The sequence below is a fragment of the Sediminicoccus sp. BL-A-41-H5 genome, assembly GCF_050632405.1.
Classification (GTDB): domain Bacteria; phylum Pseudomonadota; class Alphaproteobacteria; order Acetobacterales; family Acetobacteraceae; genus Roseococcus.
Window position 1 is genome coordinate 3,680,746 of sequence record NZ_CP192601.1, and the last position, 23,523, is coordinate 3,704,268.

A 23,523-nucleotide genomic window follows, 5' to 3' on the forward strand; every position below is an offset into this window, starting at 1 on the left:
TCCGCGCCAAATCGGCGCGGCGGAACGCTTCAGCGATCCGAAGCCAAGGCGGCGGATGCGGCCGCCCGGCGCTTGAGGGCGGAACAACGACGGATGCGAGGCGAATAGCCGAGCCGGAACGCTTCAGCGATCCGAAGCCAAGGCGGTGGAGCCGCCGCCCGGCGTCTGAGGGCGTAAAAATGATCCGCTAGAAGCGAATCAAGGCCCCGCCCCAGGTGAGGCCGCCGCCGATGGCCTCCAGCAGCACCAGGTCGCCGCGCTGGATACGCCCATCATGCACCGCCTCGGCGAGCGCGAGCGGTACGGAGGCGGCGGAGGTGTTGGCGTGGCGGTCCACCGTCACCACCACGCGCTCGCGCGGCAGGCCGAGCTTCTTGCCCATCGCCTCGATGATGCGGATGTTGGCCTGGTGCGGCACCAGCCACTGTACATCCTCGCGGGTAATTGAATTCGCGGCCAGCGCCTCATCCACCACGCTCGAGAGCTTGTTCACCGCGTGCTTGAACACCTCGCGCCCCGCCATGCGGAGCGGGCCGGCCGTGCCCTCGACGAGCAGGATGTCGCCATGCCGGCCATCGGCGTGCAGGTGGGTCGAGAGCACGCCGCGCTCGCCCTCTTCAGCCCGCAGAAGCACGGCGCCCGCGCCGTCTCCGAACAGCACGCAGGTGCCGCGATCCGTCCAGTCGAGGATGCGGGAATAGACCTCGCTGCCGATGACCAGCAGGGATTTCGCCTGACCCGCGCGGATCATCGCATCGGCGATGGAGAGGGCATAGACGAAGCCGGTGCAGGCGGCCGAGACGTCGAAGCCGAAGCCGCGCGTCATGCCCAGCAGCGCCTGGATGCGCACGGCGGTCGAGGGGAAGGCGTGGTCGGGCGTAGCGGTTGCGACGATGATGCCGTCCACCTCCGCCACATCGGCTCCGGCATGGGCCAGCGCCTGGCGGGCCGCGGCCGCGCCGAGCGAGGCGCAGGTCTCGTCCGGGCCGGCCAGATGGCGCTGGGTGATGCCGCTGCGCTCGCGTATCCATTCATCGCTGGTGTCGAGGCCGTAGCGCGCCGCCAGCGCCTCGTTGTCGAGCACGGTCGGGGGCAGATGGCCGCCGCAGCCGGCGATCACGGAACGAATCGTCAAGGCGGATCAGTCCTGCTGGGCGATGACCGTCGGCGGGGCGACGTCGGAATCGGTCATCGGGGGCGCATGGGTCGCAAGGCGTGAGAGACCCTCGCGGATGTTTTGGGTGAAGCCGTGCGTCACCATGTCCATCGCCACATCCATGGCATGGGCGAAGCCGGTCGCGTCCGTCCCGCCATGCGACTTGACGACGACGCCGTTCAGGCCAAGCAGGATGGCGCCGTTGTAGCGGCGCGGGTCCATCCATTCGCGCAGCCGCTCCAGCGCGGGGCGCGCCAGCAGGTAGCCGGCGCGGGCCGGGATGGAGGAGGTGAAGACCTGGCGCAGCAGGTCGCGCATCAGCTTCAGCGCGCCCTCGCCGGTCTTGAGCGCGACATTGCCGGTGAAGCCGTCGGTCACGACCACGTCCACCGTGCCGGCGGCGATGTCATGCCCCTCGACGAAGCCGTGGAAGTTGATGCCCGCATGCCCCTCGCGCAGCACCTCGGCCGCCTGGCGCACGCGGTCATCCCCCTTCAGCTCCTCGGAGCCGACATTGAGCAGGCCGATGGTGGGGTTGGGCAGGCCGAGCACGGCGCGCGCGAAGGCATCGCCCATGATGGCGAATTCGACGAGGTTGCGCGCATCGCACTGGATGTTGGCGCCGAGGTCGAGCATGACCACGTCGCCGCGGGCCGAAGGCGTGATGGCGGCCAGCGCCGGGCGGCCGATCTCGGGCATCGTCTTGATGACGATCTTGGCGAGCGCCATGAGCGCGCCGGTGTTGCCGGCGGAGACAACGCCCGCCGCCTCGCCCTTGGCCACCGCGTCAATGGCGAGGCGCATGGAGGAGTTGCGGCCCTGGCGCAGCGCCATGGTCGGCTTCATGTCGCCCGGGATGGCGTCGGGCGCGTGGCGGATGACGCAGAGCTTCGCCGCGCGCGGGCGGGTTTTCAGCCCCTCGCGCAGCCGCGCCTCATCGCCCACGAGCAGGAACTGCGCCTTCGGGTGCCGTTCCGCCGCGAGATCCAGGCCGTCCAGGACGCTGTCGGGGGCGTGGTCACCGCCCATGGCGTCCACGGCGAGGGAAAATCGCCGCAACGCCCCCTCGGAGGGTACCGCCATGTTCACGCGCGGATCGCCCCACCCGTCATCGGCTTAGCCGCGAACCACGCCCTTCAGCGCGTCGGCCGCCGCGACCTCACGGCCGTCGTAGTGGCCGCAGGAGGAGCAGACATGGTGCGGGCGCTTCAGCTCGCCGCAGTTGGAGCACTCCACATGCCCTTCCTTCGCCAGCGCGAGATGGCTGCGGCGCATGCCGCGCCGGGAGGGGGAGACTTTCTTCTTCGGGACGGCCATGGAGCCAGCCTTTCAACGGGTAGGGGGCCGCCCGGACAAGTGCCGGTCAGCCCTGGCAGGAGATGGGGCGGGGTGCGCCCACGGGAAAACGGCCGCTGCGGGCAAGCGGCAGCAGGGAGGGTGGGCGATTAGCACCCATTCTTCCCCTCGCGCAACCTACCCCTGAGGCTTCAGACGCGACAGCTTTGCAAAGGGGCTATGCGCGGCGTCATCGCCCGCCTCCTCGGGCATGGTCGCGCCCAGGGCGCGCGGATAGGGGTCGAGCGCCAGGGAGAGCTGCTGCGCCAACGCTTCGCCCAGATCCGCGGCGCCCTGTTCGGTCTCGATGTCGTCGGGGTCGTCCTCGCCGTCGGAAGGGTCCAGGCCCTCGGGCAGCAGGCGCCAGGCGATGGGCTCGCGCACGGATTGCCGGATGGGGACGAGGGTGATGCCGCAGGCCTGTTCCAGCTCGGCGGTCAGTTCGCCCGTCACGAGCACGGCGCCTTCCTCCGCCGGGGTGAGCTGCAGATCGGCCACCAGGCTGCCCAGGCTCAACAGGTCGAAGCGGCGGGCCAGCGCCTCGCGTTCGGCAGGGCCGGCCTCAAGGCGCAGGCGCTGGCCGGCGGCGGGCACATGGGCCAGCGGCAGGCGGTGGCTGAACTCGGGGTTCATGCGAAGTGCACCTGGCCCCGCAGCAAGGCCTCCAGCTCTTGCCCGGCCAGCAGGGCGGAAAGCCGCTCGGCATGGCGGGCCAGTTCAAGACCGGCGCCTTCGGGGGCGGGCTCCTTCACCCAGATGTTGCGCGCGAGCGCCGCGGCCAGGGCCTCGGTGTCGCCCTGGTCCAGCGCCTCGGAATAGGCGGTGGCCCGGCCATGGAAGCCCTCCCACAGCATCTTCACCCGCTTGCCGACGCTGAGGTCGCCGATGCCCATTTCGCGCAGGTTCACGTCCATGTCGGCGAACATCGCGTCGAACACGGCCTGGCCCAGCGCATCGGCCGTCTTGTCGGTGGCGGCGCGCAGGCGGCGGATGAGCAGGCCCACATGCAGGCAGACCAGCTCGAAGCGGCCGGCGGTAGTGTCGGGCACGCCGAGCTCGGCGTAGAAGCGGGGCGTCCGGGCGGCGCCGACGGCGGCCGTGTAGAGTTCGAAGCCGGTCCGCTCATGCGGGCGGCGCCGGAACAGGCCGAAAAGGCCCATGATGCGGAAAATCCTGACAAGAGCCCCCGGGCGGGGCGCGCCGTCGAGGCGCATTGACCACGGGGGCAGGGTGGCGTTAAGCCCGGGACATGGCCCGTCACCCCGCCTTGGTCAACATCCGAATCCTGGCGCTGCTGGCGCTGCCGGCGCTGGCCGGCTGCTCCTATCTGCCGCCATTGCCCGAACGCCCGCGCGACGTGTTCACCACGCCTATCGTCAACCGCGGCCATCCGGTGACGGACGACCAGATCGCGCAGATCACGACCGGCGTCTCCACCCGCGCCGATGTCCAGGCCCTGCTGGGCAGCCCGAGCCAGACGAGCACCTTCTCGGACAACAGCTGGTACTACATCAGCGGCGTCACGCAGATGCGCCCCGCCCGCAGCATGGCGCTGCGTTCGCAGCGCGTCGTCGCCATTGATTTCAGCCCGGCCGGCACCGTCGCCGAGATCCGTCAGCTCGACTACACGCAGGGCGACATGCCGCGCGTGAACTTCGTCGAGCGTGAGACGCCGAGCCCGGGCAATGAGCGCACGCTGATGCAGGCGCTGTTCGGCAATGTGGGCCGGATCGGCCCCAACCCAGCCGGCAATGCGGGCATCCTGCCCAGTGGCGGACCCACGCCCGGCGGCGGCCGCTGAGGCCGCTTTCGCCAGCCAAGGCTTGATTCCCGGCGGTTTTCCGTCACACTGGCGGTTTCCGCCCGCATGGCGTGGGTGGAACATTCCAGAGGAGCGCTGAAGCGTGATCCCCGCCCTGATGCCGACCTACAACCGTGCCGACCTCGCTTTCGAGCGGGGCGAAGGCGCCTATGTGTGGACGGATTCGGGGCGACGATTCCTGGATTTCGGCTCCGGCATCGCCACCTCCTCGCTCGGCCACGGCCACCCGCATCTGGTCAAGGCCATCGCCGAGCAGGCGGCGCGGGTGATGCATGTCAGCAACCTCTACCGCGTGCCCCAGGCCGAGAAGCTGGCCGCGCGCCACGTCGCGGCCTCCTTCGCCGACAGCGTGTTCTTCTGCAATTCGGGCGCGGAAGCCAATGAGGGCATGGTCAAGGCGGTGCGGAAGTACCACGCCGAGAACGGGCACCCGGAGAAGTTCCGGATGATCTGCTTCGAGGGCGCCTTCCACGGCCGCACGCTGGCCATGCTCAGCGCCACCGGCAATGAGAAGTACCTGGCGGGCTTCGGCCCGGCGGTCGAGGGCTTCGACCACGTGCCCTTCGGCAACATGAACGCCGTGCGGGATGCCATCACGCCCGCCACCGCCGGCATCATGATCGAGCCGGTGCAGGGCGAGGGCGGCGTCCGCCCCGCCGACCTGCGCTTCCTGCGCGAGCTGCGCGCCGTCTGTGACGAATTCGGCCTGCTGCTCGCGCTCGACGAAGTCCAGACCGGCATGGGCCGTTCAGGCAAGCTCTGGGCGCATCAATGGGCCGGCATCGAGCCTGACGTGATGTCCTCGGCCAAGGGGATCGGCGGCGGCTTCCCGCTCGGCGCCGTCATGGCCAAGGAAGCGGTGGCCAAGCACCTGAAGCCCGGCACGCATGGCACCACCTATGGCGGCGGGCCGCTCGCCTGCGCCGCCGGCAATGCGGTGCTGGACGTGGTGCTGGCGCCCGGCTTCCTGGATCAGGTCGACCGCGTGGCGCGCCATCTGTGGCACGGCATGCTCGCGCTGGCCGAGCGCCATCCGCGCGTGGTCCTGGGCGTGCAGGGCGCGGGGCTGCTGCTCGGCCTGCGCCTCGCGCCCGATGTGAGCAACGGCGCCATGCAGGCCCAATGCGTGGAGGAAGGCCTGCTCACGGTCGCGGCGGGGATGAACGTGCTGCGCGTGGCGCCGCCGCTCATCATCACCGAGGCCGAGGTGGATGAGGCGCTGGCCATGCTCGACCGCGCCTGCGCCGCGCTCACGCCTGCCGAAGCGCTGGCGCCCGCCAAGTGAGTGCGCTTCTGAAGCCGACGGCCGGGGGCGGCGATGGCCCCCGGCATTTCCTGGAATTGATGGATCTGGACGCGCCCACCCTCCGGCACATGCTGGAGCTGGGCAAGAAGGCGAAGCGCGGCGAGGTGCAGGGCCAGCCGCTCGCCGGCAAGACGGTGGCGCTGATCTTCGAGCTGCCCTCGACCCGCACGCGCGTGAGCTTCGAGGTGGGCATCCGCCAGCTCGGCGGCACGCCGCTGGTGCTGACGGCGCGTGAGATCCAGCTCAACCGCGGCGAGAGCGTGAAGGACACGGCCCGCGTGCTCTCGCGCTATGTGGATGCGATCATGCTGCGCACCGCGGATGTCTCGAACATCCGTGAGCTCGCCGCGCATGCGACCATCCCGGTCATCAACGGGCTGACCAACATCAGCCATCCCTGCCAGCTCATGGCCGATGTGATGACCTTCGAGGAGCATCGCGGCGCGATCGCCGGCCAGGTCGTCGCCTGGACGGGCGATGGCAACAACGTGGCGCAGAGCTTCATCCAGGCCGCCGCGCGCTTCGGCTTCACGCTGCGGATCGCGACGCCGCCCGAGCTGGCGCCGCCGGCGGAGCTGATCGCCTGGGCGCGGCGCGAGGGCGCGCAGATCGAGCTGACGACCGACCCGGTCGCTGCCGTGCAGGGAGCCCGCTGCGTCGTCACCGATTGCTGGGTCTCGATGAGCGACGAGAAGGATGGCGAGACGCTGAGCCGCCACAACCTCCTCGCGCCGTATCAGCTCAACGGCGCGCTGCTGAAGCAGGCCGCGCCGGACGCCATCGTCATGCATTGCCTGCCCGCGCATCGGGGCGAGGAGATCACCGACGAGGTGATGGACGGCCCGCAAAGCGTCGTCTTCGACGAGGCGGAGAACCGGCTGCACGCGCAGAAGGGCGTGCTGCTCTGGGCCATGGGCCTGGATTGAAGCCGGTCAGGCGCGGCGGGCGTAATCGAGCCCCCGCGCCAGCCAGCACCCCACCTGTACCCCGGTGATCGCACCGTCCTCGCGGCGGAAGGCCAGCGTCCAGTCGCCCGGCGGCGCGTGATCCAGCGCGCGCGGGCAGGGCAGGGCCCAGAGGTCGGGCCCGATCGGCTCCAGCATCTCCATCCGCCCCTGGCCGAGCGGGCCTGAGAATCCGCCATAGGCGACGCCGCCCGCGGTGGTGACGTGCAGCGCTGCGCCCAGTTCCGCGCAGTGGTAGCGGCCTTCGATGTCGAGGCTGGCCTTGCCCTCGCATGGGACCAGCCGCGCGCGGTGGTTGTCCTGCGGGCGCTCCATCCGGAGCCCGTCGGGGCCGGCATGCAGCCTGGTGCGCGTGCTGCCGGCCGAGCCGTCGGGCTGCAGGTTCAGGACCTCCGCCGAATGGCCGAAGCGCAGGCGCAACTGCCCCGGTGCGAAGACGTCCAGGCGCGCGGAAAGCCCTGTCTCCGGCTCGCGATAGCTGCCCAGCCAAGGCGGCTCGGGCAGGGAGGCGTCGGGCTGGGGCCGCTCCTCTTCCAGCACGGCGGCCAGGGCATCGAGCGCGGCGCCGGCGGCATCGCCCATGTGGTTGAAGAGGACGACGACCGAAATCCGCTCCGCCGCCACATGCAGGCGATGGCTTCGCCAGCCGCGCAGGGCACCGCCATGGCCGGTGACGTCGCGGCCGAATTCCCGCCCGCGCGCCAGGCCGAAGCCGTAGGGGGCGGGCGCGCCATCGGCGAAGATCACAGGCGCCGAGAGGCGGTGGTAGAGCGCATCGGGATCGTTCCGGGTCGCGTCCACATGGCGCTCCCAGGCGATCATGTCGTCCAGGCTGGCGCCGAGCCCGGCATCGCCGGTCCAGAGGATGCGGTTCTCCGCCGCGCGGAAGCCGGTGGCGGGGTTGCCCTCATAGCCCTCAGTGCCATCGGGCATGGCGCGTGTATCGGCGGCCAGGAAGGCCGTCGCCATGCCGGCTGGCTGGAACAGGTGGCGCGCGAGGAGTTCCGCGAAGGAACGGCCGGTCTCCGCCTCCAGCGCATCGGAGAGAAGGCGGAAATTCTGGTTGCAGTAGGAGAAGCGCGTGCCCGGCGCGAATTGGAGGCTGCGTGTGGCGCCGATCAGCCGCGTGGCCTCCGCATCGCCGAAGGCCGCCTCGACCGGCGAGCCGAGCAGCATGGCGACGGCCCAGTAGTCGCGCAGGCCGGACTGGTTGTGCGCGAGGTGCAGCGCACCGGGTACTGCGCCTTCCAGTCGCGGCAGCCGCGCCCTGACCGCCGCATCCAGCGCCCGGCCCGAGGCCAGCATCGCCCCGCAGGTGAACTGCTTGGTGATGGAGCACATCCGGAACAGGCTGGCCGGCGTGAAGGGGATGCGCCGCTCGGCATTCGCATAGCCCCAGGCGTGGCGGGCCAGCACCTCGCCCGCGCGCAGCACGGCGATGGCGCCACCCGGGCCGGGATAGGCCCGGGGCAGCGTTGCGAGCAGGGAGTCGAGGCGATCGGTCATGGGGCGCAGTCTCGCCCCGATGCCGGCTTCAGTCGATGCTCAGGTTCAGCCTGCGCACCGTGTCCCGCTCATAGGCCACGCGCTCGCGCGCGAATTCGAGATAGGCCTGCGGGCCGAGATACTCGTTGGGATTCTCCCAGCGCCGCATGATCGCCTGGGACGCGTCATCCTCGAAGGCCTTCTTCAGGCTGCGATGGACGATGTCCACGATCTCGGGGTCCAGCCCCTTGGGCCCGACGACGCCATAGGGCGACGTCACGCTGGAACCGAGGCCCAATTCGGTCAGCGTCGGCGCATTGGGCGCGGAGGCGAGGCGCGTTGGCGTCCAGGCGCTCAGCAGCTTGAACTCGCCGCTCTCGACCTGCGGCCGCCAGGATTGCGCGTCGGCCACGATGTCGATCTGCCGGCCGAGCAGCATGGTCACCCCCTCCTGGGCGCCGCGCGTCGGGATGTGCTCCATCCGCACGCCGCGCTTGGCGAGGATGTCCTCCATCGCCAGGTGGTTGGTGGTGGCGATGCCGGAGGTGGAATAGGTCAGCTGCCCCGGGCGGCGGCGCGCCTCGGCGATCATGTCGTCGAAGGTGTTCCACCCACGGTCGGCGCGCACGGCGGTGCCGAAGACGAAGCCGGTGATCTGCATGATGTAGCTGAAATCCGTGATCGGATCCCAGGTCGGCTGCCGCGTCAGGAAGGGGTGGCGCAGGATCGAGAGGTGATGATGCGCCAGCGTGTAGCCATCCGGCCGTGCCTGCTGCGTCAGGAAGAAGGCGGCGCGGGTGCCGCGCGCGCCGGGCATGTTCTCGATGACGATGCTCTGCCCGGTGTCGCGCTGGAAGATCTCGAACATCTGCCGGTGCAGCGCGTCCAGGCTGCCGCCGGGCGGCCAGGGGATGAGGAAGCGGATGGTACGATTGGGATAGCGCGCCTGTGCGAAGGCCGGTGTGGCCAGCGGTGTCGCGGCGAGCGCGCCGAGCAGCGCGCGGCGTTGGATGGTCATCGTTTTCCTTTCCTCCCTGAACGCGAAGCGACGCTATTCCATGCGGATGCCGAGCCTTGTGACCATCTCGCGCTCATAGGCGGCGCGCTGGACGACGAATTGCTGGTAGTCCGGGGTGTTGTAGTACACGAGCGGCATGTCGAACTGGTTCCGCACCCGGGTGTTCTCCGGGCCCATCAAGGCGGTGTGGAAGGCGTCGTGCAGCAGCTTCACGATGCCCGGGTCCATCCGCGGCGGGGCGCAGAGGCCGTAGTTGGAAGTCACCACCAGATCATAGCCCAGCTCGCGCAGCGTGGGCGCGTTCGGAAAGCGCGGCACGCGCTCGGCCGTCCAGACGCAGAGGAGGCGCATCTGCCCGGCCTCGACCGGTCCGGCCCAGACGCTGCTGTCGGCGATCATGTCGATCTGGCCGCCCAGCACCTGGGGCACCGCCTCGGAGGCGCCGCGGAAGGTGACATGCGTCATCTCGATTCGCTCGCGCGCCATGATGTCTTCCATGGTCAGATGGTTCGTCGTGGCGATGCCCGAGGTCGCGAAGCTCAACCGCCCCGGATTGGCGCGGGCATAGGTGATCATGTCCTGCCAGGTCTGGAAGCGGCTGTTGGCGGCCACCGCCACGCCGAAGAGCCAGCCGCTCAGGCCGATGAAGTTGGTGAAGTCCGTCGTCGCGTCCCATTGCGGGTTGCGCACCAGGAAGGGGCGGCGGATCACCGAGAGATGCATCTGGCCCAGCGTATAGCCATCCGGCCGCGCCTCGCGCGCGAGATGCACGGCGTGCAGCGTGCCGCCCGCGCCACCACGGTTCTCGGCCACGACAGGCTGGCCCAGCAGGCGCCCGGCCTGCTCGCCCAGGCTGCGGAGCTGCGCATCCGCGCTGCCGCCCGGCGCCCAGGGAATGATGAGCCGGATCGGCCGCTCCGGGTAACGCCCCTGGCCGCTGGCGACGCGAGGTGCGGCGAGCACGGCGCCGCCGGCCACAAGGGCATGCCGGCGTGAAAGGGCGAGGGCCATGGCGTTCTCCCAAAGGATTCGGTGCATCTTACGGCACCGTCATGCAGGATTGGGACATGGAAGGGGGCGGCTTGCCAAGCCCCTTCTTGCCAGGGCGGGAGCAGCGGGCGCCGAGGCCGGGGCGCTTCTGAGCCTGATCTAAGGGGCGAAGCAGCGCAGCGTGGTGGCGGCCTGCAGCGCCCTTGCGTCGAGGTTGCGGTCGCTGGTGCCGAGCGCGTGCTCGATCCGGCCGCCGGGCGGCAGATAGCCGTTCAGCGCCTCGGCCGGCCGGGCGCCGCCTGGGAGGGTGAAGCCGTAGCTGTAGCGCACCCCCTCCCGGCCAGGATTGGCGAGGTCCAGGCGGTAGATGAAGCTGCCATCCCCCAGCGGAATGCTCGCGAAGCGGGGCGCCGCCAGCCCCAGCGCGGCACAGTCGCGCTCTGTGCCCGGCGGTTGCGCCAGCGCGGCCGGGGTCAGGCCCAGCAGCAGTGGCAGGGCGAGGAAGCAAGTGCGGATCATGGGAACCTCGATGCGGTTGCCAGAGAATGCGATGCTCCGTGGGGCGGCGTCCATCACGGTTGGCGCGGGATCGGCTGGCAGCGCAGGCGCGTCGCCGCCTCGACCTCCTCGGTCGGGAGACGTACCGCGCCCGTGCCGAGCCGCAGCCGCTGCATGCGCCCCGCCTCGATCCGGAGGGGCGGCAGGGCGGCCTCGCCCCAGCGCGGCTCCACCTGCACCGCGCGCATCCCCGGGTTCGAGAGCGTGGCCCAATAGGCGAAGCCGGTGCCCTCCGCCTGGCTGCCGGCGCCCAGGATGATCACCTGGCCTGCGCAATCCCCGGGCGTGGGGGCCGGCTGCGCCCAGGCCGGCGCCACCGCCACCACCGCCCCTGCCAGCCCGATCCATCCCCGCATCCCCGCCTCCCGCGACCCGGGCGCAGCACTGCCATGCCCCCGTCCCCTTGGCGAGGGCCACGCCCTTGCGCCGCGCCCCTGCCCGCGCCAGTTTGCGGCCAAATACGGTTGAGGATCACCCATGTCTGAAAGCTTCGACGTCATCGTCATCGGCGCCGGCCCCGGCGGCTATGTCTGCGCCATCCGCGCGGCCCAGCTCGGCATGAAGGTCGCCTGCGTGGAGAAGCGCGCGACGCTGGGCGGCACCTGCCTCAATGTCGGCTGCATCCCTTCCAAGGCGCTGCTGCAATCCTCCGAGCATTTCGAGGAGGCGAAGCACAAGCTGGCCGACCATGGCGTGAACGTCACCGGCGTCTCCTTCGACCTCGCCCGCATGCAGGCCCGCAAGGCAGAGGTGGTGGGCGCCAACACCAAGGGCGTGGAGTTCCTCTTCAAGAAGAACAAGGTGACCTGGCTGAAGGGCGCCGGGCGCATCGTGAACCCGACCACGGTCGAGGTCGCGGGCCAAGCCTACACCACGAAGAACATCGTGATCGCGACGGGCAGCGAGAGCATCCCGCTCAAGGGCATCGAGGTGGACGAGACGCGCATCGTCACCTCCACCGGCGCGCTGGAGCTGACGCAGGTGCCGGAACACCTGGTGGTGATCGGCGGCGGCGTGATCGGGCTGGAACTCGGCAGCGTCTGGGGGCGCCTCGGCGCCAAGGTGACGGTGATCGAATATCTCGACCGTATCACGCCCGGCATGGACAATGAGCTCTCCAAGGCCTTCGAGCGCGTGCTGACCAAGCAGGGCTTCAAGTTCAAGCTGAAGAGCAAGGTGACCGCCGCCGTCGCGGATGCCACGGGCGTGGATGTGACGATCGAGCCGGCCGCGGGGGGCGAGGCGGAGAAGATCCGCGCCGATGTCGTGCTGCTCGCCATCGGCCGCCGCCCGCATCTGGAGGGCCTCGGCCTCGCCGAGGTCGGTGTGGCGCTGGATGAGCGCGGCCGCGTGAAGACCGACGCGCATTACGCCACCAACGTGCCCGGCATCTATGCCATCGGCGACGCCATCGCGGGTGCGATGCTGGCGCACAAGGCCGAGGATGAGGGCGTCGCGCTCGCCGAGCAGCTCGCCGGGCAGAAGCCGCACATCAACTACAACGCCATTCCGAGCGTGGTCTATACATGGCCCGAGCTCGCGTCCGTCGGCGAGACGGAGGAGCAGCTCAAGGCGCGGGGGCAGGCCTACAAGGTGGGCAAGTTCCCCTTCACGGCCAATGGCCGCGCGCGCGCGATGGGCGACATGGACGGCTTCGTGAAGATTCTCGCCGATGCCAAGACCGACGCCGTGCTGGGCGCCCACATCATGGGCCCCGACGCCGGCACGCTGATCGCCGAGATCGCCATGGCGATCGAGTTCGGCGCGAGCGCCGAGGACGTGGCCCGCACCTGCCACGCCCATCCCACGCTGAGCGAGGCGGTGAAGGAAGCCGCGCTGGCCGTGGACGGCCGGGCTTTGCATATCTAAACCGCCCTCAGACGCCGGGCGGCGGCTCCGCCGCCTTGGCTTCGGACCGCTGAAGCGGTCCGCCGGCCGCACGTGCGGCCGGATTCGCTTTTGTTGTGCCCTCGACGCCGGGCGGCCGCATCCGCGGCCTTGGCTTCGGGATGCTGAAGCATGCCGCCGGGCCGATTCGGCCCGGATTCTCGGAGGGTGGTGATGGGCTTGCGGGCGGGCCGCTGTTTGCGCTCGCTATTCCGCCCGGATGTTGGCCGTCCGGATCACGGCCTCCAGCGCCGCGGTCTGCGCGGCGATGAAGCTTGCGAAGGCCTCGGGCGTGCCGCCGCCCAGCACGGCGCCTTGTTCCGCCAGGCGGCCGCCGATCTCGGGCTCGCGTAGCGCGGCATCCACCGCTGCCGCCATGCGGCCAACGATCTCGGGCGGGGTGCGGGCCGGGGCGGCCAGGCCGAACCAGGTGCCGAAGACGAAGGTGGGCAGCCCCGCCTCCGCCGTGGTCGGCACGTCAGGCAGTTGTGGCAGGCGCTGCGGTGTCGCCACCGCCAGCGCGCGCACCGTGCCCTCGCGGATCTGCGGCAGGATGTTGGGGAGGTTGTCCACCATCAGGTCGATCTGCCCGGAGACGAGGTCCGTCACCGCCGGCGCCGCGCCGCGATAGGGGATGTGCAGGATCTGCGCGCCGCCCTGTTGCTTCAGCAATTCGAGGGCGATGTGCAGTGAGGAGCCATTGCCGGCCGAGCCCGCGCGCACCGCATCGGGCCGGGCCCGCGCCGCCTCCAGCATCTGCTGCAGGTTCTGCCAGGGCCGGTTGCGCGCGACGACGATGACCTTGGGCGTGTTCACCAGCAGCGCCGTGGGGGCGAAGGCCGTGCGCGTGTCATAGGGCATCGAGGCAAACAGGAACTGGTTGGCCGCCAGCGGTCCGATCGAGCCGAGTAGCCAGGTGTACCCATCGGGCGCCGCCTTCGCGACGAGGTCGGCGCCGATATTCCCGCCCGCGCCCGGCCGGTTCTCCACCACCACCGGCTGGCCCAGCGTGACCTGCAGCCGGGCGGCGAGCGGGCGCGCCAGCAGGTCGGCCAGACCGCCGGGCGGGAAGGGGACGATGATTCGCATCGGCCGGCTGGGCCATGCGCCTTGCGCTGAAGCGGCCGCCGGCAGCAGCGTGGCGGCGGCGAGGAGCGAGCGGCGATCCATCATCTACTTGGCCTTGTGGTAGAGGTGGGGAATGGCGTGGTCCACGACGACGTCGAGCAGCATGGGCCCATCGCCGGCGAAGGCCTCCGACAGTCCCGCATGCAGCGCCTCGGCCGTCTCGACGCGTCGACCCGGGCACCCCTGGCCGGCCGCGAGGCTCACGAAATCCAGGCCCGGCAGCTCGATCCCCGGCGCGCCCTCCACGCCCAGCACGCGCGAGAAGCTGCGCATCGCGCCATAGCCGGCGTTGTTCACGACGATGATGGTGAGCGGCAGCCGCGCCTGCACCGCGTTCCAGATCGCCTGGATGGAATACATCATCGAGCCGTCCCCGATGACGGCCACCACCCGCGTGCCGGGGTGGGCCATCGCCACACCCACGGCGGCAGGCAGCGAATAGCCGAGGCCGCCCGAGGCCATGGTGTAGAAGCCGCCCCAGCGCGTGACGGGCAGGTGGCGTTGCAGCGCCGGCCGGTGCGAGGGCGCTTCCTCCACCAGGATTGCGTCCTTCGGCATGGCGGCGCGCAGCGCGGCGAAGAGGTATTCGGCCGGGAGCGGGATGGCCGCCGCGGGCTCCGGCGCGGGGGCGCGCGGCGCTGGAGCGGCGCGCGACGTGGGCGCGAGCCGCTCCAGCAGCGCGGGCAAGGCAAGCCGCATGCTGCCCAGGATGGCCGTGCCCGAGGCGGCTGCGGCCGCGGCCTCGCCATCCGAGGTGAGCTGGAAGATCGGCGTCCCGTCATGGAACACCGCGCATTCGCCCGCCACATGGAAGGTGAAGGCCGGCGCGCCGATGACGACGATGAGGTCGTAGCCCGCCAGCCCCGCCGCCACCGCATTGGGCGCGGCGGCAAGAAAGCCCTGGAAGAGCGGATGGTCCTCCAGGCAGGCGACGCGGCTGGCGAAGGGGCTGGTCAGGATCGGCGCGCGGGCGTGCTCGGCCAGCGCCAGCAGGGCCGGGCCGGCGGCCTCCTGGTCCACCTCGGGGCCGACGACGAAGACCGGGCGCTCGGCGCGTGCCAGCGCCTGGGCCAGGCGATCCAGCAGGGCCGGGTCGGGCGCCATGTCCACGCTGACGGTGCGGGCGGGCAGGGGGCGGGTCGGCGCGCCCCAGTCATCCATCGGGATGCTCACCAGCGTCGGCCCCCAGGGGCGCTGCATGGCGATGCGGTGGGCATGGGCGATGGCCGCCGGCACATCCTCGGCCCGCGCTGGTTCGATGCTCCATTTCACATAGGGGCGCGGGAAGTTCGCGGCCTCGGTGGCGCCCAGGAAGGGGTTGCCCGGCAGCAGTGAGCGCGCCTGCTGGCCGACCGTGATCACCAGCGGCGCCTGGTTGCGGAAGGCGGTGAAGATGTTGCCCGCCGCATGCCCCACGCCGACCGCCGAATGCAGGTTGCAGAAGGCGGCGCGGCCCGTGGCGCGCGCATAGCCGTCCGCCATGCCGACCACGACCGATTCCTGCAGCCCCAGCACATAGGTGAAATCCTCCGGCCAGCGGTCGAGGAAGGGCAGCTCCGTCGAGCCCGGATTGCCGAAGACGGTCGTCATGCCGAGCTGGCGCATCAGCGCGTAGGTCGCCTCGCGCACCGTGACGAGGCCGGCTTCCATCGGGCCATGCGGCATGTCCATTTCCCCCACGCGCTTTGCGCCAGGGTTACGGCGTCCCGGGCCTGGGCCGCAAGCGCTACATCTCCGCCCGGCGGGAGACACGCCGGAGCACGGCGCAAAGCCGGGAAAAGCCGAGCCAGAAGCCGCCATGGCCGGGCGCGTCCTCCGGCCTGCCATTCACCTGCGGCTCCCCCCGCCGCAGCAGGCCGAGGCGGGCCTCCATCCGGCCGCGCATGTTCTCCAGGAAGGCGTCGGTGGCGGAGAGATACTGCTCCAGCAATTCGGCGGTGACTTCGATCTCGGCGCTTGGGCGGCCATTGGCGGTGAAGCGCTTCAGGCCGCGCCCTTCGGCGAGGAGCGCCAGGTGCAACCGATGCAGATCGGCGAGATGCCGCGCGCAGCGGATGCGTGCCTCCCGGATCTCCTCCTGCATGTCGGCCGTCATGATGATTCCTCCTGCCGGGAGGAGGATCACGCCGAGAGGTTAACCGGAGCTTGCCATCACCAGCCGGACCAGCCGCTCCAGCCGTGGATCGGCCAGGCCAAGGGAGGCGAGCTGCCGCGCCGTGTTCTCCAGGTATTCCCGATTGGTGCCGGTCTTGCCGGCGCCGCGCGCGATGGTGGCGGCTGTGCTCTGCTCGCAGGGGCGGCAATAGGCGGGGTGGCTGCGGTCCGCCACATAGGCGATGCCGCGCACCCCATGGCCGGAGGCGAGGCTGAGCTTCAGCAGGCGGCGGTGATAGACGTTCTCGCCATTCGGGTTCTCGCGTGATTCCAGGTAGTCGAGCACGGCGGGCGCCTCATCCCGCGCCACGCGGAAGGCCACGCCACGGCAGGCGCCCCCGCGATCCAGCCCCAGCACCAGGCCCGGCCGCTCCGGCGTGCCGCGATAATGCCGGGACCAGAGGCAGAAGCGCCGGTGATAGCCGCGCAACAGCGCCGGCTGATGCCCCAGATGCGGAAAGCCCGGCCGCCAGATGAGCGAGCCATAGGCGAAGACATAGAGATGCCCATCGGCATCGAGAGGGAGTTCCTGCACGCCGCGCGAGCCTTTGCGAAACCGGTGGGGATGTTTAACCCTGCCCACATGGCAAGAAAATGGTGGGCGTTCCTCCTCCTCGCCCTGATCCTGGCCGGCGGCGGCCTGTACTGGACCTGGCAGGAGGCGACGCGCCGCCTGGAGGTGGAACTGGCCCGCTGGAGCGAGGCCCGCCGGGCCGAGGGCTGGCAACTGGCCCATGCGCCGCCGGTGCGCGCGGGCTTTCCGCTCGGCGCCGTGCTGAACCTCTCGGGCCTCTCGATGCGGGCGCCCAATGGCGTGGGCTGGCAATCGGCGGAGGCGACGCTCGGCCTCTTCCCGCAGGACCACCGGCAGTTGCGGCTGGAACTGACCGGCGCGCAGCTCCTCCTGCTGCCCGGCGGCGTGCTGCCGGTGCAGAGCCGCTCGCTGGTCGCGCGGCTACGGCTCGACGGCCAGGGCGGCACGCTGGAGGGCGATGGCCTGCGCCTGGGCGAGGAGCTTGCGGTGCAGAGCCTCGCCGTGAACCTGTTCGGCACGGATTTCGACATCCGCGCGGCGGGGCTGGCGCCGGCGCGGCTGCCGCGGCTCGACAGCGTCCAGATCTCCGGCAAGCTCAACATCCCGCCCGGCATCAGCCCCTCCGCCTGGCGCGCGGCGGGCGGCGCGCTCAGCATCGGCCTTGCCGAGGCCCGCGCGGGCGAGGCGGTGATGCAGCTCCGCGCCACCATCACCCTCGACGCCCAGCTCCAACCCGAGGGGCGCGGCACGCTGACGCTGGTGGGCGTGCAGGAGGGGCTGAACGCCGTGGTGGCGGCCGGGCTGGTCGCGCCGAACATGGTGGGCGCCTTGCGTGCGGGCCTGCTGCTCAGCGCGCGCGTGCCGCCGGAGGGCGGGCCGCCGCGCGTCGAATTGCCGCTGGATCTGCGCAACCGCCGCCTGACCATGGCGCGCATTCCGCTCACGACACTTCCGCCCATCGAATGGCCAGGCGCACCGCGCCGCTGACCGGGTTGTCCTGAGCCGAACACGGCCGCATGCTGCCCGCCAAGAAATCACCTTGGAGGAACAGCATGGCGTCCGTCCCCATCGCCGGGTCGCGTTTTGTCATCATCGGCGGCGGCAGCCTCGTCGGCTCCGCGACGGCGGGCGAATTGCTCGATGCGGGCGCGGCCGAGGTCCGCCTCTTCGATAATTTCTCGATGGGCGCGGAAAGCGCGGTCGCGCATCTGAAGGACCATCCGCGCCTGAAGATCATCCGCGGCGACGTGATGCGCATGAGCGACCTGCTGGCCGCGCTGGAGGGCGCCGATGGCGCGCTGCTGCTCGCCGCCTACATGACGCTGAACATGGACCGCGACGCCTGGGGCGGCCTGGATGTGAACATCCGCGGCGTGCAGAACGCACTGGAAGCGAGCGTCGCGCGTGGCGTGAAGAAGGTGGTCTTCGCCTCCTCCAACGCGGTCTATGGCTATGGCCCCGGCATCAAGGGCGACCTGGTGGAGGGCACGCCCTTCTACAGTGAGGGCGCGCCGCCGGCTGCCATCATCTATGGCGCGACCAAGATCATCGGCGAGCAGCTCTGCCGCACCTACACGGCCAAGCGCGGCCTGCCGCATGTCGTGCTGCGCTATTCCACCGTCTATGGCGAGCGGCAGCACCACCGCGCGGCCAACGCACTCTACATCATCGAGACGCTCGAGAAGCTCGCGCGCGGCGAGCCGCCCGAGATCTTCGGCGATGGCAGCGAGACGAAGCATTTCGTCTATGTGGGAGACCTCGCGCGCGCCAACCGCATGGCCTTCGAGAGTGCGGCGAGCAACGTGGCCGTGAACACCTCCGGCCCCGCGCCGATCACCACGCTGGAGCTGGTGAAGCTGGTGACGGAACTGGCCGGTGGCGGCCCGGCGCCCACCTTCGTGGGCGAGACCGCGGGCAAGGTGCGTCTCACCTCCGGCGGCGCCTTCCGCATCGCGCATGAGAAGGCTTTCGACGCCATCGGCTGGAAGCCGGAGGTGGAGATGCGCGAGGGCCTCTCGCGCCTCATCAAGTGGCTCAAGGAAGGAAATTCGTGATGCTTCGTCGCACGCTTCTCGGCGCCGCCCCGGCGCTGCTCGCCGCCCCCGCCCTCGCGCAGGGCTGGCGGCCGGACCGGCCGATCGAAATCATCGTGGGCTTCGTCGCCGGCGGCGCCACGGATGTGGATGCGCGGCTCTATGCGCGCTTCCTCGAGCCGCGCATCGGCGGCAATGTCGTCGTCGTGAACCGCCCCGGCGCGGGCGGCGAGGTGGCGCTGGCCGCCATCGCACGCGGCCGCACCGATGGTACCGTGATCGGCACCACCAACATGCCCGGCCTGCTGACCATCCCCATCGAGCGGACGGCGCAATTCAAGCTCGACGACTTCGCGCCCATCGGCAATCTGGTGGGCGACCCCTCGGCCATCTCGGTCGCGGCCGACAGCCCCTATCGCAGCATCGAGGATCTGTTCGCCGCCGCGCGGCGCGACCCGGGCGGCATCACCTTCGGCTCGCCCGGCATCGGGACGGATGACCACCTGCTGATGGTGCTGCTCCAGCAGGCGACGGGGCTGCGCTTCAACCACGTGGCCTTCCAGGGCGACCCGCAGATCCGCACCGCCATCCTCGGCAAGCAGATCGTCTCCACGGGCCTGAACCTCGGCTATGTGCTGACCAACAACGAGGGCATGCGCCTGCTGGCCTTGGCCGCCAACGAGCGCAGTCGCTTCGCGCCCGAGCTGCCGACGCTGAAGGAGAAGGGCATTGACGTGACCATGGCCTCCGAGCGCGGCCTGGTCATGCCCGTCGGCACGCCCGCGCACATCGTCTCGCGCTTCCGCGAAGCCACGGACGACATCGCGAAGGACCCGGAGTTCATCCGCGCCATCGAGGCGCGCTCGCTGCTCGTGCGGCACGAATCGGGCGAAGCCTGGTTCGCGCGCCTCCGGCAGGATGAGCGCCGCTACCGCACGCTGTGGCAGACCACGCCCTGGGCGCAGCGATGAGCGTCGCCTCGCTTGCGGCGCTGCCGCCGCGGGGCGCGCCGCGCCTGGCCGGCAAGCGCGTGCTGTTGCTGGGCGCGGGCTCGGTCGGCGAGGGGATCGGCAATGGCCGCGCCATGGCCATCCTCTTCGCCCGCGAGGGCGCGCAGGTGGCCTGCGTTGACCTCCATCAGGCCGCGGCCGAGGAAACCACCGCGATGATCGCGGCCGAGGGCGGCCAGGCCCTGGCGCTCAGCGCGGATGTGACGCAGGAGAGCGAGATCGCGCGCATCGTGGCCGCGACGATGGCAGCCTTCGGCCGCATCGACATCCTGGTGAACAATGTGGGCGGCAGCGTGCCCGGCGGGCCGGAGGAGATGTCGTCGGAGGTCTGGCACAAGCAGTTCCACCACAACCTGCACTATGTGCATCTCAGCACGCGCGCCGTGCTGCCGATCATGGCGAAGCAGGGCGGGGGCGCGATCGTGAACCTCTCCTCCGTGGCCGCGCTGCGCAACATCGGACCCGACCTGATGGCCTATGCGGCGTCCAAATCGGGCGTGATGGCGCTCTCGCGGATGATCGCGGTGCGCTACGCTCCCGCCGGCATCCGCTGCAATGTGGTCATCCCCGGACTGATGCACACGCCGCTGGTGGAAGCGCGCCTCGCGGGCCAGCGCAGCGGCGGGGATGTCGCCGCGATCGTGGCCCGGCGCAACGCGCAGCCGCCGATGGGCCGCATGGGCGATGCGTGGGACGTGGCCTATGCGGCGCTCTACCTCGCCTCGGACGAAGCGAAATACGTGACGGGCGCCGAGATCGTGGTGGATGGCGGACTGACACTGAAGACGCCGTAAGTGGTCGCCGCACGATCAAAAACAGACGATGGACATAATGGAAACCCGGACGCGTGATAGGGACAAGCGGCTTCGTTCCTAATCTATACTGGGAGAGAAAACTCAGCGATCAGTTCTTTTGTTATTGGAATTGCTTTTGCTGCGATGCGCCTTGGTACCTGCTCCTCGCGATCGGTTGCGATCTCTGAGTGCATATTTTGAGAATGATTCAAGACATATACGGCTCCTGGAAACGGCAAGTCCATAAGCGAACGGCCAGCTTCAGCAGCAATACTCTTCCAGTCCGAATGCCGGCGTAACCGATTGGAAAAAATAGCCGGATCTGAATCATTGCCTTTTGGTAGATCATTCTCATGGAAGTTAAAAATCATACAGCTTCCACAAACGGCGTCAAAGTTTCCAGTCCAAACGCCCGGAATGGGAGCAAGTTTTTTATTAATTCGGTCAAATCCATAGCCCTTGGAAATCAAATAACCGTGTGGATGACGTGTCTTTAATACATATTCGACAACTCGATTGCTAACCAAATCGTCGGCGTCTAAAAACATTGCATAGCCACCCCCGTGTTCGCGGAGCGCGCGATACAGCAGCTTGCGCTTTAAGCGCTTATCACGAAGTTTGTGAGATAAGTCAGACTTGGGATCCCAGCCCGCTTTGAGGAAGTTAATATCCAAGTCCGATGATACATTCAGTTCAGGCATTTCGTGGCCCGCCAAAAAAATCCTAAACCTTGAGTCGCGCTGGTTTCGGAGCGAGCTCAATGTATCGTTGAGTAGAGAAACTACAGTAATCCAATCCTTAGCAACAGCCTTGGGCAAAAGAGGGATACAAAAAGTCACAAGATCGGCAGACATGAAGTGCTCCTAGCTCGCTCTATGCACGACTGAGCGAACAAATTCGTGATTTAAAATTGAATGGGACAGTTGGACGCAATAATAAACACGCTTCAGACGAGTATTCTGCTTCGTCAATCCGAAGGTTGCAATCAACCATTTTCGGTGCGCGGCCTGCAAACGCCGCACTCGAGTTTAGGGAGACGAGCATGGAGTCAATTGATGCGTATCGATCCATAATACTGGCAAGAGATTCTAGATCAGGAATGGGTCCTCGAGCAGTTGGTGGAACGATAAGCACGTAAGGTGTCTCCGACCATGACGCAAAAAAATCACGTAAGTTGTTGCGTAGTAATTTGCAAAATCTTGTTCGCTCTTTCTCTAGACCATCTGCTGTGGCAAGGTGCGTCAGATCATCGATCCAATTTGTCCGTAAGACAGCAACTGGTTGCGTGCGGCATGTTTCAAAATCCAATAGAGCTCCATTCTCTTTTGTGCAGACATCATCGTACGGAAACGCACCAAGAAGAGCTTCCTGATTGACAAGACTAGGTCGCAGGTCTGCCGCTGCAGAAATGTCCTGTAAAGACTTTCCGACCAAAATCGGCGAAGTTTGCCCATTATCGGTTGTTGAAAACCAGTCATTAAACTTGAAATTCCAGCGCGGATCATCCTTCTCTGACAACCATACATGAGGCTTGCCAAGCGCAGATGCGAAAATTAAGCCGTGGAGACTTTGTGATACTATAATCTCCGACTGCTGGATGGCGCGGATCGGACCAAGTCCTGCATCTCGCATGTCTATAAAATGAGCGTCTGAATTTCTATAAAAATTAGAAATTTTATCAAACGACTTATGGTGAGGAATCAATCCAATTTTATGTGTGATTGGAAGTGTAGAAAATTCGTGGTCCTGTAGTAGATACCCGACGAGGCTGCCAGGATCGCCAAGTGGCAAGACTGGCAAATCGGGAAGTCGTTGCTTCAAGGCTCCCCACGAGAGCTTGCCGCGGACTGCTCGAATATGCGGCGAAGGAATAGGCCTGAGTTCCACGTTAGGGTCCAAAATACCAGAACCCCAAATAAATGAGCGCTCAGTCGCCATAAAGAAAATGCTGCCTGTGGCGAGTAAGTGAACTTCGTCACTGGTAGAGACTTTCGGTGTTACGCCAACTACGTCACGAAGAATAAAAGAGGTGATCGCGTCCCCGCAGTTGCGTATTTTTTGCCAATATCGATACTTTGCTATCATGATGGCTATTTCAACCTCGTCGATGCCTCCTCAACTTTAATACAGTTCAACAATTCCGCACCGCCCGCCAATTGAAGCAGATGATAACACGTCGGCACTATTGGCGATCCGCCTCCAGCAGTCTTTCATGCCACCCGAAAAATTGATGTCATCAAATATGACGATGCCGCCAGGTCTCATATACTTCATTACGATAGAAAATTGCGCATCGACGAACTCTTTTGTGTGAATCGCGTCAATCAGCGCAATATCTATTTTATCGTTTCCAATCACATTCGCGGCATTTTCTTCAAATGTTCCGACTGTTAGTGTGAACTGGGTGGCAACAGCTTCCAGATTTGCGCGAGCCAAAGCGGCCCATCCCTCGTTTGGTTCAAAAGTATAAAGGTGTCCTTGTGTTTTCTTCAGCCCTGAGAGCCAAAACATTCCCGACTGGCCAAATGCGGTTCCAAATTCGAGGACATTCCTAGAATTTCTTTGCCGCACAAGCCAGCTATAAAATACGCCAACTGGTGTGGATGTCCGTACTTGATTGGCGCTCCGCATTCCAGCTTTGTCGCGCGCATACTCCTCCAGCTGTGCGTAGCCTTGCCAAAGTGGGTGTTTGCCGGTTTCCGCGGTTATCGTGGCCCGTTGTTCGATTAGCTGTATATCGTCCAAGCTATCCGGGTCGAATTCAGCCCTGTCGAGATTGGCGGCGAGCCAGCCTGGCTGTTGGCGAATGAAGGTGATCTTTTTTCGCACTGCGTAGCTCTCCCGCCATCTAACGGGCGCGATCTGCCGCCTACGGCAGATCGCGCCTGGATTCTTGTTGAGAATAGCAGACAGTTCGCTCGTTGGCCAGGGTGAAACCCGCCGACCATCACGTTCCAGTTAGGGGGGCAGCAGGGTCTGCTCTTAATCCAGTCTAGCAAGCGTGGCATCTTTGGGGTGGCATCTCATGTTCGGGGGCGTCAATCCAGAATGACCCGACACTACTGACCATAACCTTGGCACTTCCTCACTTAGGATGGGCACGTAACACACTGCCTCGTAGACGGGCCATTTGATCAACTGCCTGTATTCGATCATCTGACGCATCATTGCTGTCTATGAAATAATATAAATAATTTCCAGAAATTCAATCTCATCTTCATATATATTCTGTGAATCATTGATGCCGTGAATTTTCTTATTCAAATATAAGCATTTTAGAAATATAACTCTAAAAACAAAATCAACGTAGAAGAACTGTTGGCACTTTCAAAGGAAATGTAATTTTA

Annotated in this window: 25 protein-coding genes; 8 read left to right on the forward strand and 17 right to left on the reverse strand. The window is 67.3% G+C overall.

Annotated features, from left to right (window positions below; translation table 11 throughout):
- Positions 1–187: 187 nt before the first annotated feature.
- From ACQ860_RS18020 to ACQ860_RS18040, 5 genes are all read right to left on the reverse strand, one after another.
- Positions 188–1,129: a beta-ketoacyl-ACP synthase III gene (locus ACQ860_RS18020; RefSeq protein WP_431305778.1), complete on the reverse strand. Its 942-nt coding sequence runs from the start codon at positions 1,127–1,129 to the stop codon at positions 188–190.
- Between the two features lie 12 nt (positions 1,130–1,141).
- Positions 1,142–2,239: a phosphate acyltransferase PlsX gene (gene plsX / locus ACQ860_RS18025; protein ID WP_431304716.1), complete on the reverse strand. Its 1,098-nt coding sequence runs from the start codon at positions 2,237–2,239 to the stop codon at positions 1,142–1,144.
- Positions 2,240–2,272: 33 nt separating this feature from the next.
- A complete protein-coding gene (gene rpmF, locus ACQ860_RS18030) occupies positions 2,273–2,473 on the reverse strand; it encodes a 50S ribosomal protein L32 (protein WP_318648728.1) in 201 nt (66 codons plus the stop codon).
- 156 nt (positions 2,474–2,629) lie between these two features.
- On the reverse strand, positions 2,630–3,124 hold the full coding sequence (locus ACQ860_RS18035; protein WP_431304717.1) for a YceD family protein: 495 nt from the start codon (positions 3,122–3,124) through the stop codon (positions 2,630–2,632).
- Positions 3,121–3,651: a ubiquinol-cytochrome C chaperone family protein gene (locus ACQ860_RS18040; protein WP_431304718.1), complete on the reverse strand. Its 531-nt coding sequence runs from the start codon at positions 3,649–3,651 to the stop codon at positions 3,121–3,123. The genes ACQ860_RS18035 and ACQ860_RS18040 overlap by 4 nt, the downstream gene beginning before the upstream one ends.
- Before the next feature lie 89 nt (positions 3,652–3,740).
- Here ACQ860_RS18040 and ACQ860_RS18045 point away from each other — a divergent pair, with 89 nt between their 5' ends.
- The 3 genes from ACQ860_RS18045 to argF all read left to right on the forward strand — a co-directional run bounded on the left by ACQ860_RS18045 (position 3,741) and on the right by argF (position 6,545).
- Positions 3,741–4,292, forward strand: coding sequence for an outer membrane protein assembly factor BamE (locus ACQ860_RS18045; protein ID WP_431304719.1), 552 nt, complete (start codon positions 3,741–3,743; stop codon positions 4,290–4,292).
- 103 nt (positions 4,293–4,395) lie between these two features.
- Positions 4,396–5,598 (forward strand): aspartate aminotransferase family protein, encoded by a 1,203-nt coding sequence (locus ACQ860_RS18050; RefSeq protein ID WP_431304720.1) that lies wholly within the window; start codon positions 4,396–4,398, stop codon positions 5,596–5,598.
- A complete protein-coding gene (gene argF / locus ACQ860_RS18055; RefSeq protein WP_431304721.1) occupies positions 5,595–6,545 on the forward strand; it encodes an ornithine carbamoyltransferase in 951 nt (316 codons plus the stop codon). The genes ACQ860_RS18050 and argF overlap by 4 nt, the downstream gene beginning before the upstream one ends.
- Before the next feature lie 6 nt (positions 6,546–6,551).
- Here the strand turns inward: argF and ACQ860_RS18060 are convergent, their stop codons facing one another.
- The 5 genes from ACQ860_RS18060 to ACQ860_RS18080 form a co-directional block, all read right to left on the reverse strand.
- Positions 6,552–8,090, reverse strand: coding sequence for a D-aminopeptidase (locus ACQ860_RS18060; protein ID WP_431304722.1), 1,539 nt, complete (start codon positions 8,088–8,090; stop codon positions 6,552–6,554).
- Positions 8,091–8,118: 28 nt separating this feature from the next.
- Entirely contained in the window at positions 8,119–9,087 is a 969-nt protein-coding gene (locus ACQ860_RS18065) for a Bug family tripartite tricarboxylate transporter substrate binding protein (protein WP_431304723.1), read from the reverse strand.
- A gap of 33 nt (positions 9,088–9,120) precedes the next feature.
- On the reverse strand, positions 9,121–10,098 hold the full coding sequence (locus ACQ860_RS18070; protein WP_431304724.1) for a Bug family tripartite tricarboxylate transporter substrate binding protein: 978 nt from the start codon (positions 10,096–10,098) through the stop codon (positions 9,121–9,123).
- Between the two features lie 138 nt (positions 10,099–10,236).
- The gene (locus ACQ860_RS18075) at positions 10,237–10,596 is read right to left on the reverse strand and encodes a hypothetical protein (RefSeq protein WP_431304725.1); all 360 of its coding nucleotides are present in this window, start codon (positions 10,594–10,596) and stop codon (positions 10,237–10,239) included.
- A gap of 53 nt (positions 10,597–10,649) precedes the next feature.
- Positions 10,650–10,991, reverse strand: a complete 342-nt coding sequence (locus ACQ860_RS18080; RefSeq protein WP_431304726.1) for a hypothetical protein — start codon at positions 10,989–10,991, stop codon at positions 10,650–10,652.
- A gap of 121 nt (positions 10,992–11,112) precedes the next feature.
- Here ACQ860_RS18080 and lpdA point away from each other — a divergent pair, with 121 nt between their 5' ends.
- A complete protein-coding gene (gene lpdA / locus ACQ860_RS18085; RefSeq protein ID WP_431304727.1) occupies positions 11,113–12,504 on the forward strand; it encodes a dihydrolipoyl dehydrogenase in 1,392 nt (463 codons plus the stop codon).
- 225 nt (positions 12,505–12,729) lie between these two features.
- Here lpdA and ACQ860_RS18090 read toward each other — a convergent pair whose 3' ends face one another.
- From ACQ860_RS18090 to ACQ860_RS18105, 4 genes are all read right to left on the reverse strand, one after another.
- Positions 12,730–13,695: a Bug family tripartite tricarboxylate transporter substrate binding protein gene (locus tag ACQ860_RS18090; protein WP_431304728.1), complete on the reverse strand. Its 966-nt coding sequence runs from the start codon at positions 13,693–13,695 to the stop codon at positions 12,730–12,732.
- On the reverse strand, positions 13,696–15,315 hold the full coding sequence (gene mdlC, locus ACQ860_RS18095) for a benzoylformate decarboxylase (protein WP_431304729.1): 1,620 nt from the start codon (positions 15,313–15,315) through the stop codon (positions 13,696–13,698). It abuts the gene before it with no gap.
- 61 nt (positions 15,316–15,376) lie between these two features.
- Positions 15,377–15,745: a hypothetical protein gene (locus ACQ860_RS18100; protein ID WP_431304730.1), complete on the reverse strand. Its 369-nt coding sequence runs from the start codon at positions 15,743–15,745 to the stop codon at positions 15,377–15,379.
- 39 nt (positions 15,746–15,784) lie between these two features.
- Positions 15,785–16,339, reverse strand: a complete 555-nt coding sequence (locus ACQ860_RS18105; RefSeq protein ID WP_431304731.1) for a gamma-glutamylcyclotransferase — start codon at positions 16,337–16,339, stop codon at positions 15,785–15,787.
- A 48-nt stretch (positions 16,340–16,387) separates the two neighbouring features.
- Between ACQ860_RS18105 and ACQ860_RS18110 the strand changes: the two genes are divergently transcribed.
- The 4 genes from ACQ860_RS18110 (at position 16,388) to ACQ860_RS18125 (ending at position 20,176) form a co-directional block, all read left to right on the forward strand.
- Positions 16,388–17,326, forward strand: a complete 939-nt coding sequence (locus tag ACQ860_RS18110; RefSeq protein ID WP_431304732.1) for a DUF2125 domain-containing protein — start codon at positions 16,388–16,390, stop codon at positions 17,324–17,326.
- Positions 17,327–17,391: 65 nt separating this feature from the next.
- Positions 17,392–18,393, forward strand: coding sequence for an NAD-dependent epimerase/dehydratase family protein (locus tag ACQ860_RS18115; RefSeq protein WP_431304733.1), 1,002 nt, complete (start codon positions 17,392–17,394; stop codon positions 18,391–18,393).
- Entirely contained in the window at positions 18,393–19,343 is a 951-nt protein-coding gene (locus tag ACQ860_RS18120; protein ID WP_431304734.1) for a tripartite tricarboxylate transporter substrate binding protein, read from the forward strand. The genes ACQ860_RS18115 and ACQ860_RS18120 overlap by 1 nt, the downstream gene beginning before the upstream one ends.
- A complete protein-coding gene (locus tag ACQ860_RS18125) occupies positions 19,340–20,176 on the forward strand; it encodes an SDR family NAD(P)-dependent oxidoreductase (protein ID WP_431304735.1) in 837 nt (278 codons plus the stop codon). The genes ACQ860_RS18120 and ACQ860_RS18125 overlap by 4 nt, the downstream gene beginning before the upstream one ends.
- Before the next feature lie 83 nt (positions 20,177–20,259).
- On the opposite strand, the gene ACQ860_RS18130 is transcribed toward ACQ860_RS18125, so the two are convergent.
- The 3 genes from ACQ860_RS18130 to ACQ860_RS18140 are packed head-to-tail and all read right to left on the reverse strand — an operon-like array spanning position 20,260 to position 23,005.
- The gene (locus ACQ860_RS18130) at positions 20,260–21,030 is read right to left on the reverse strand and encodes a hypothetical protein (protein ID WP_431304736.1); all 771 of its coding nucleotides are present in this window, start codon (positions 21,028–21,030) and stop codon (positions 20,260–20,262) included.
- A gap of 19 nt (positions 21,031–21,049) precedes the next feature.
- Positions 21,050–22,261 (reverse strand): polysaccharide pyruvyl transferase family protein, encoded by a 1,212-nt coding sequence (locus ACQ860_RS18135; protein WP_431304737.1) that lies wholly within the window; start codon positions 22,259–22,261, stop codon positions 21,050–21,052.
- Positions 22,262–22,297: 36 nt separating this feature from the next.
- Positions 22,298–23,005, reverse strand: coding sequence for an O-methyltransferase (locus tag ACQ860_RS18140; protein WP_431304738.1), 708 nt, complete (start codon positions 23,003–23,005; stop codon positions 22,298–22,300).
- Positions 23,006–23,523: the final 518 nt, after the last annotated feature.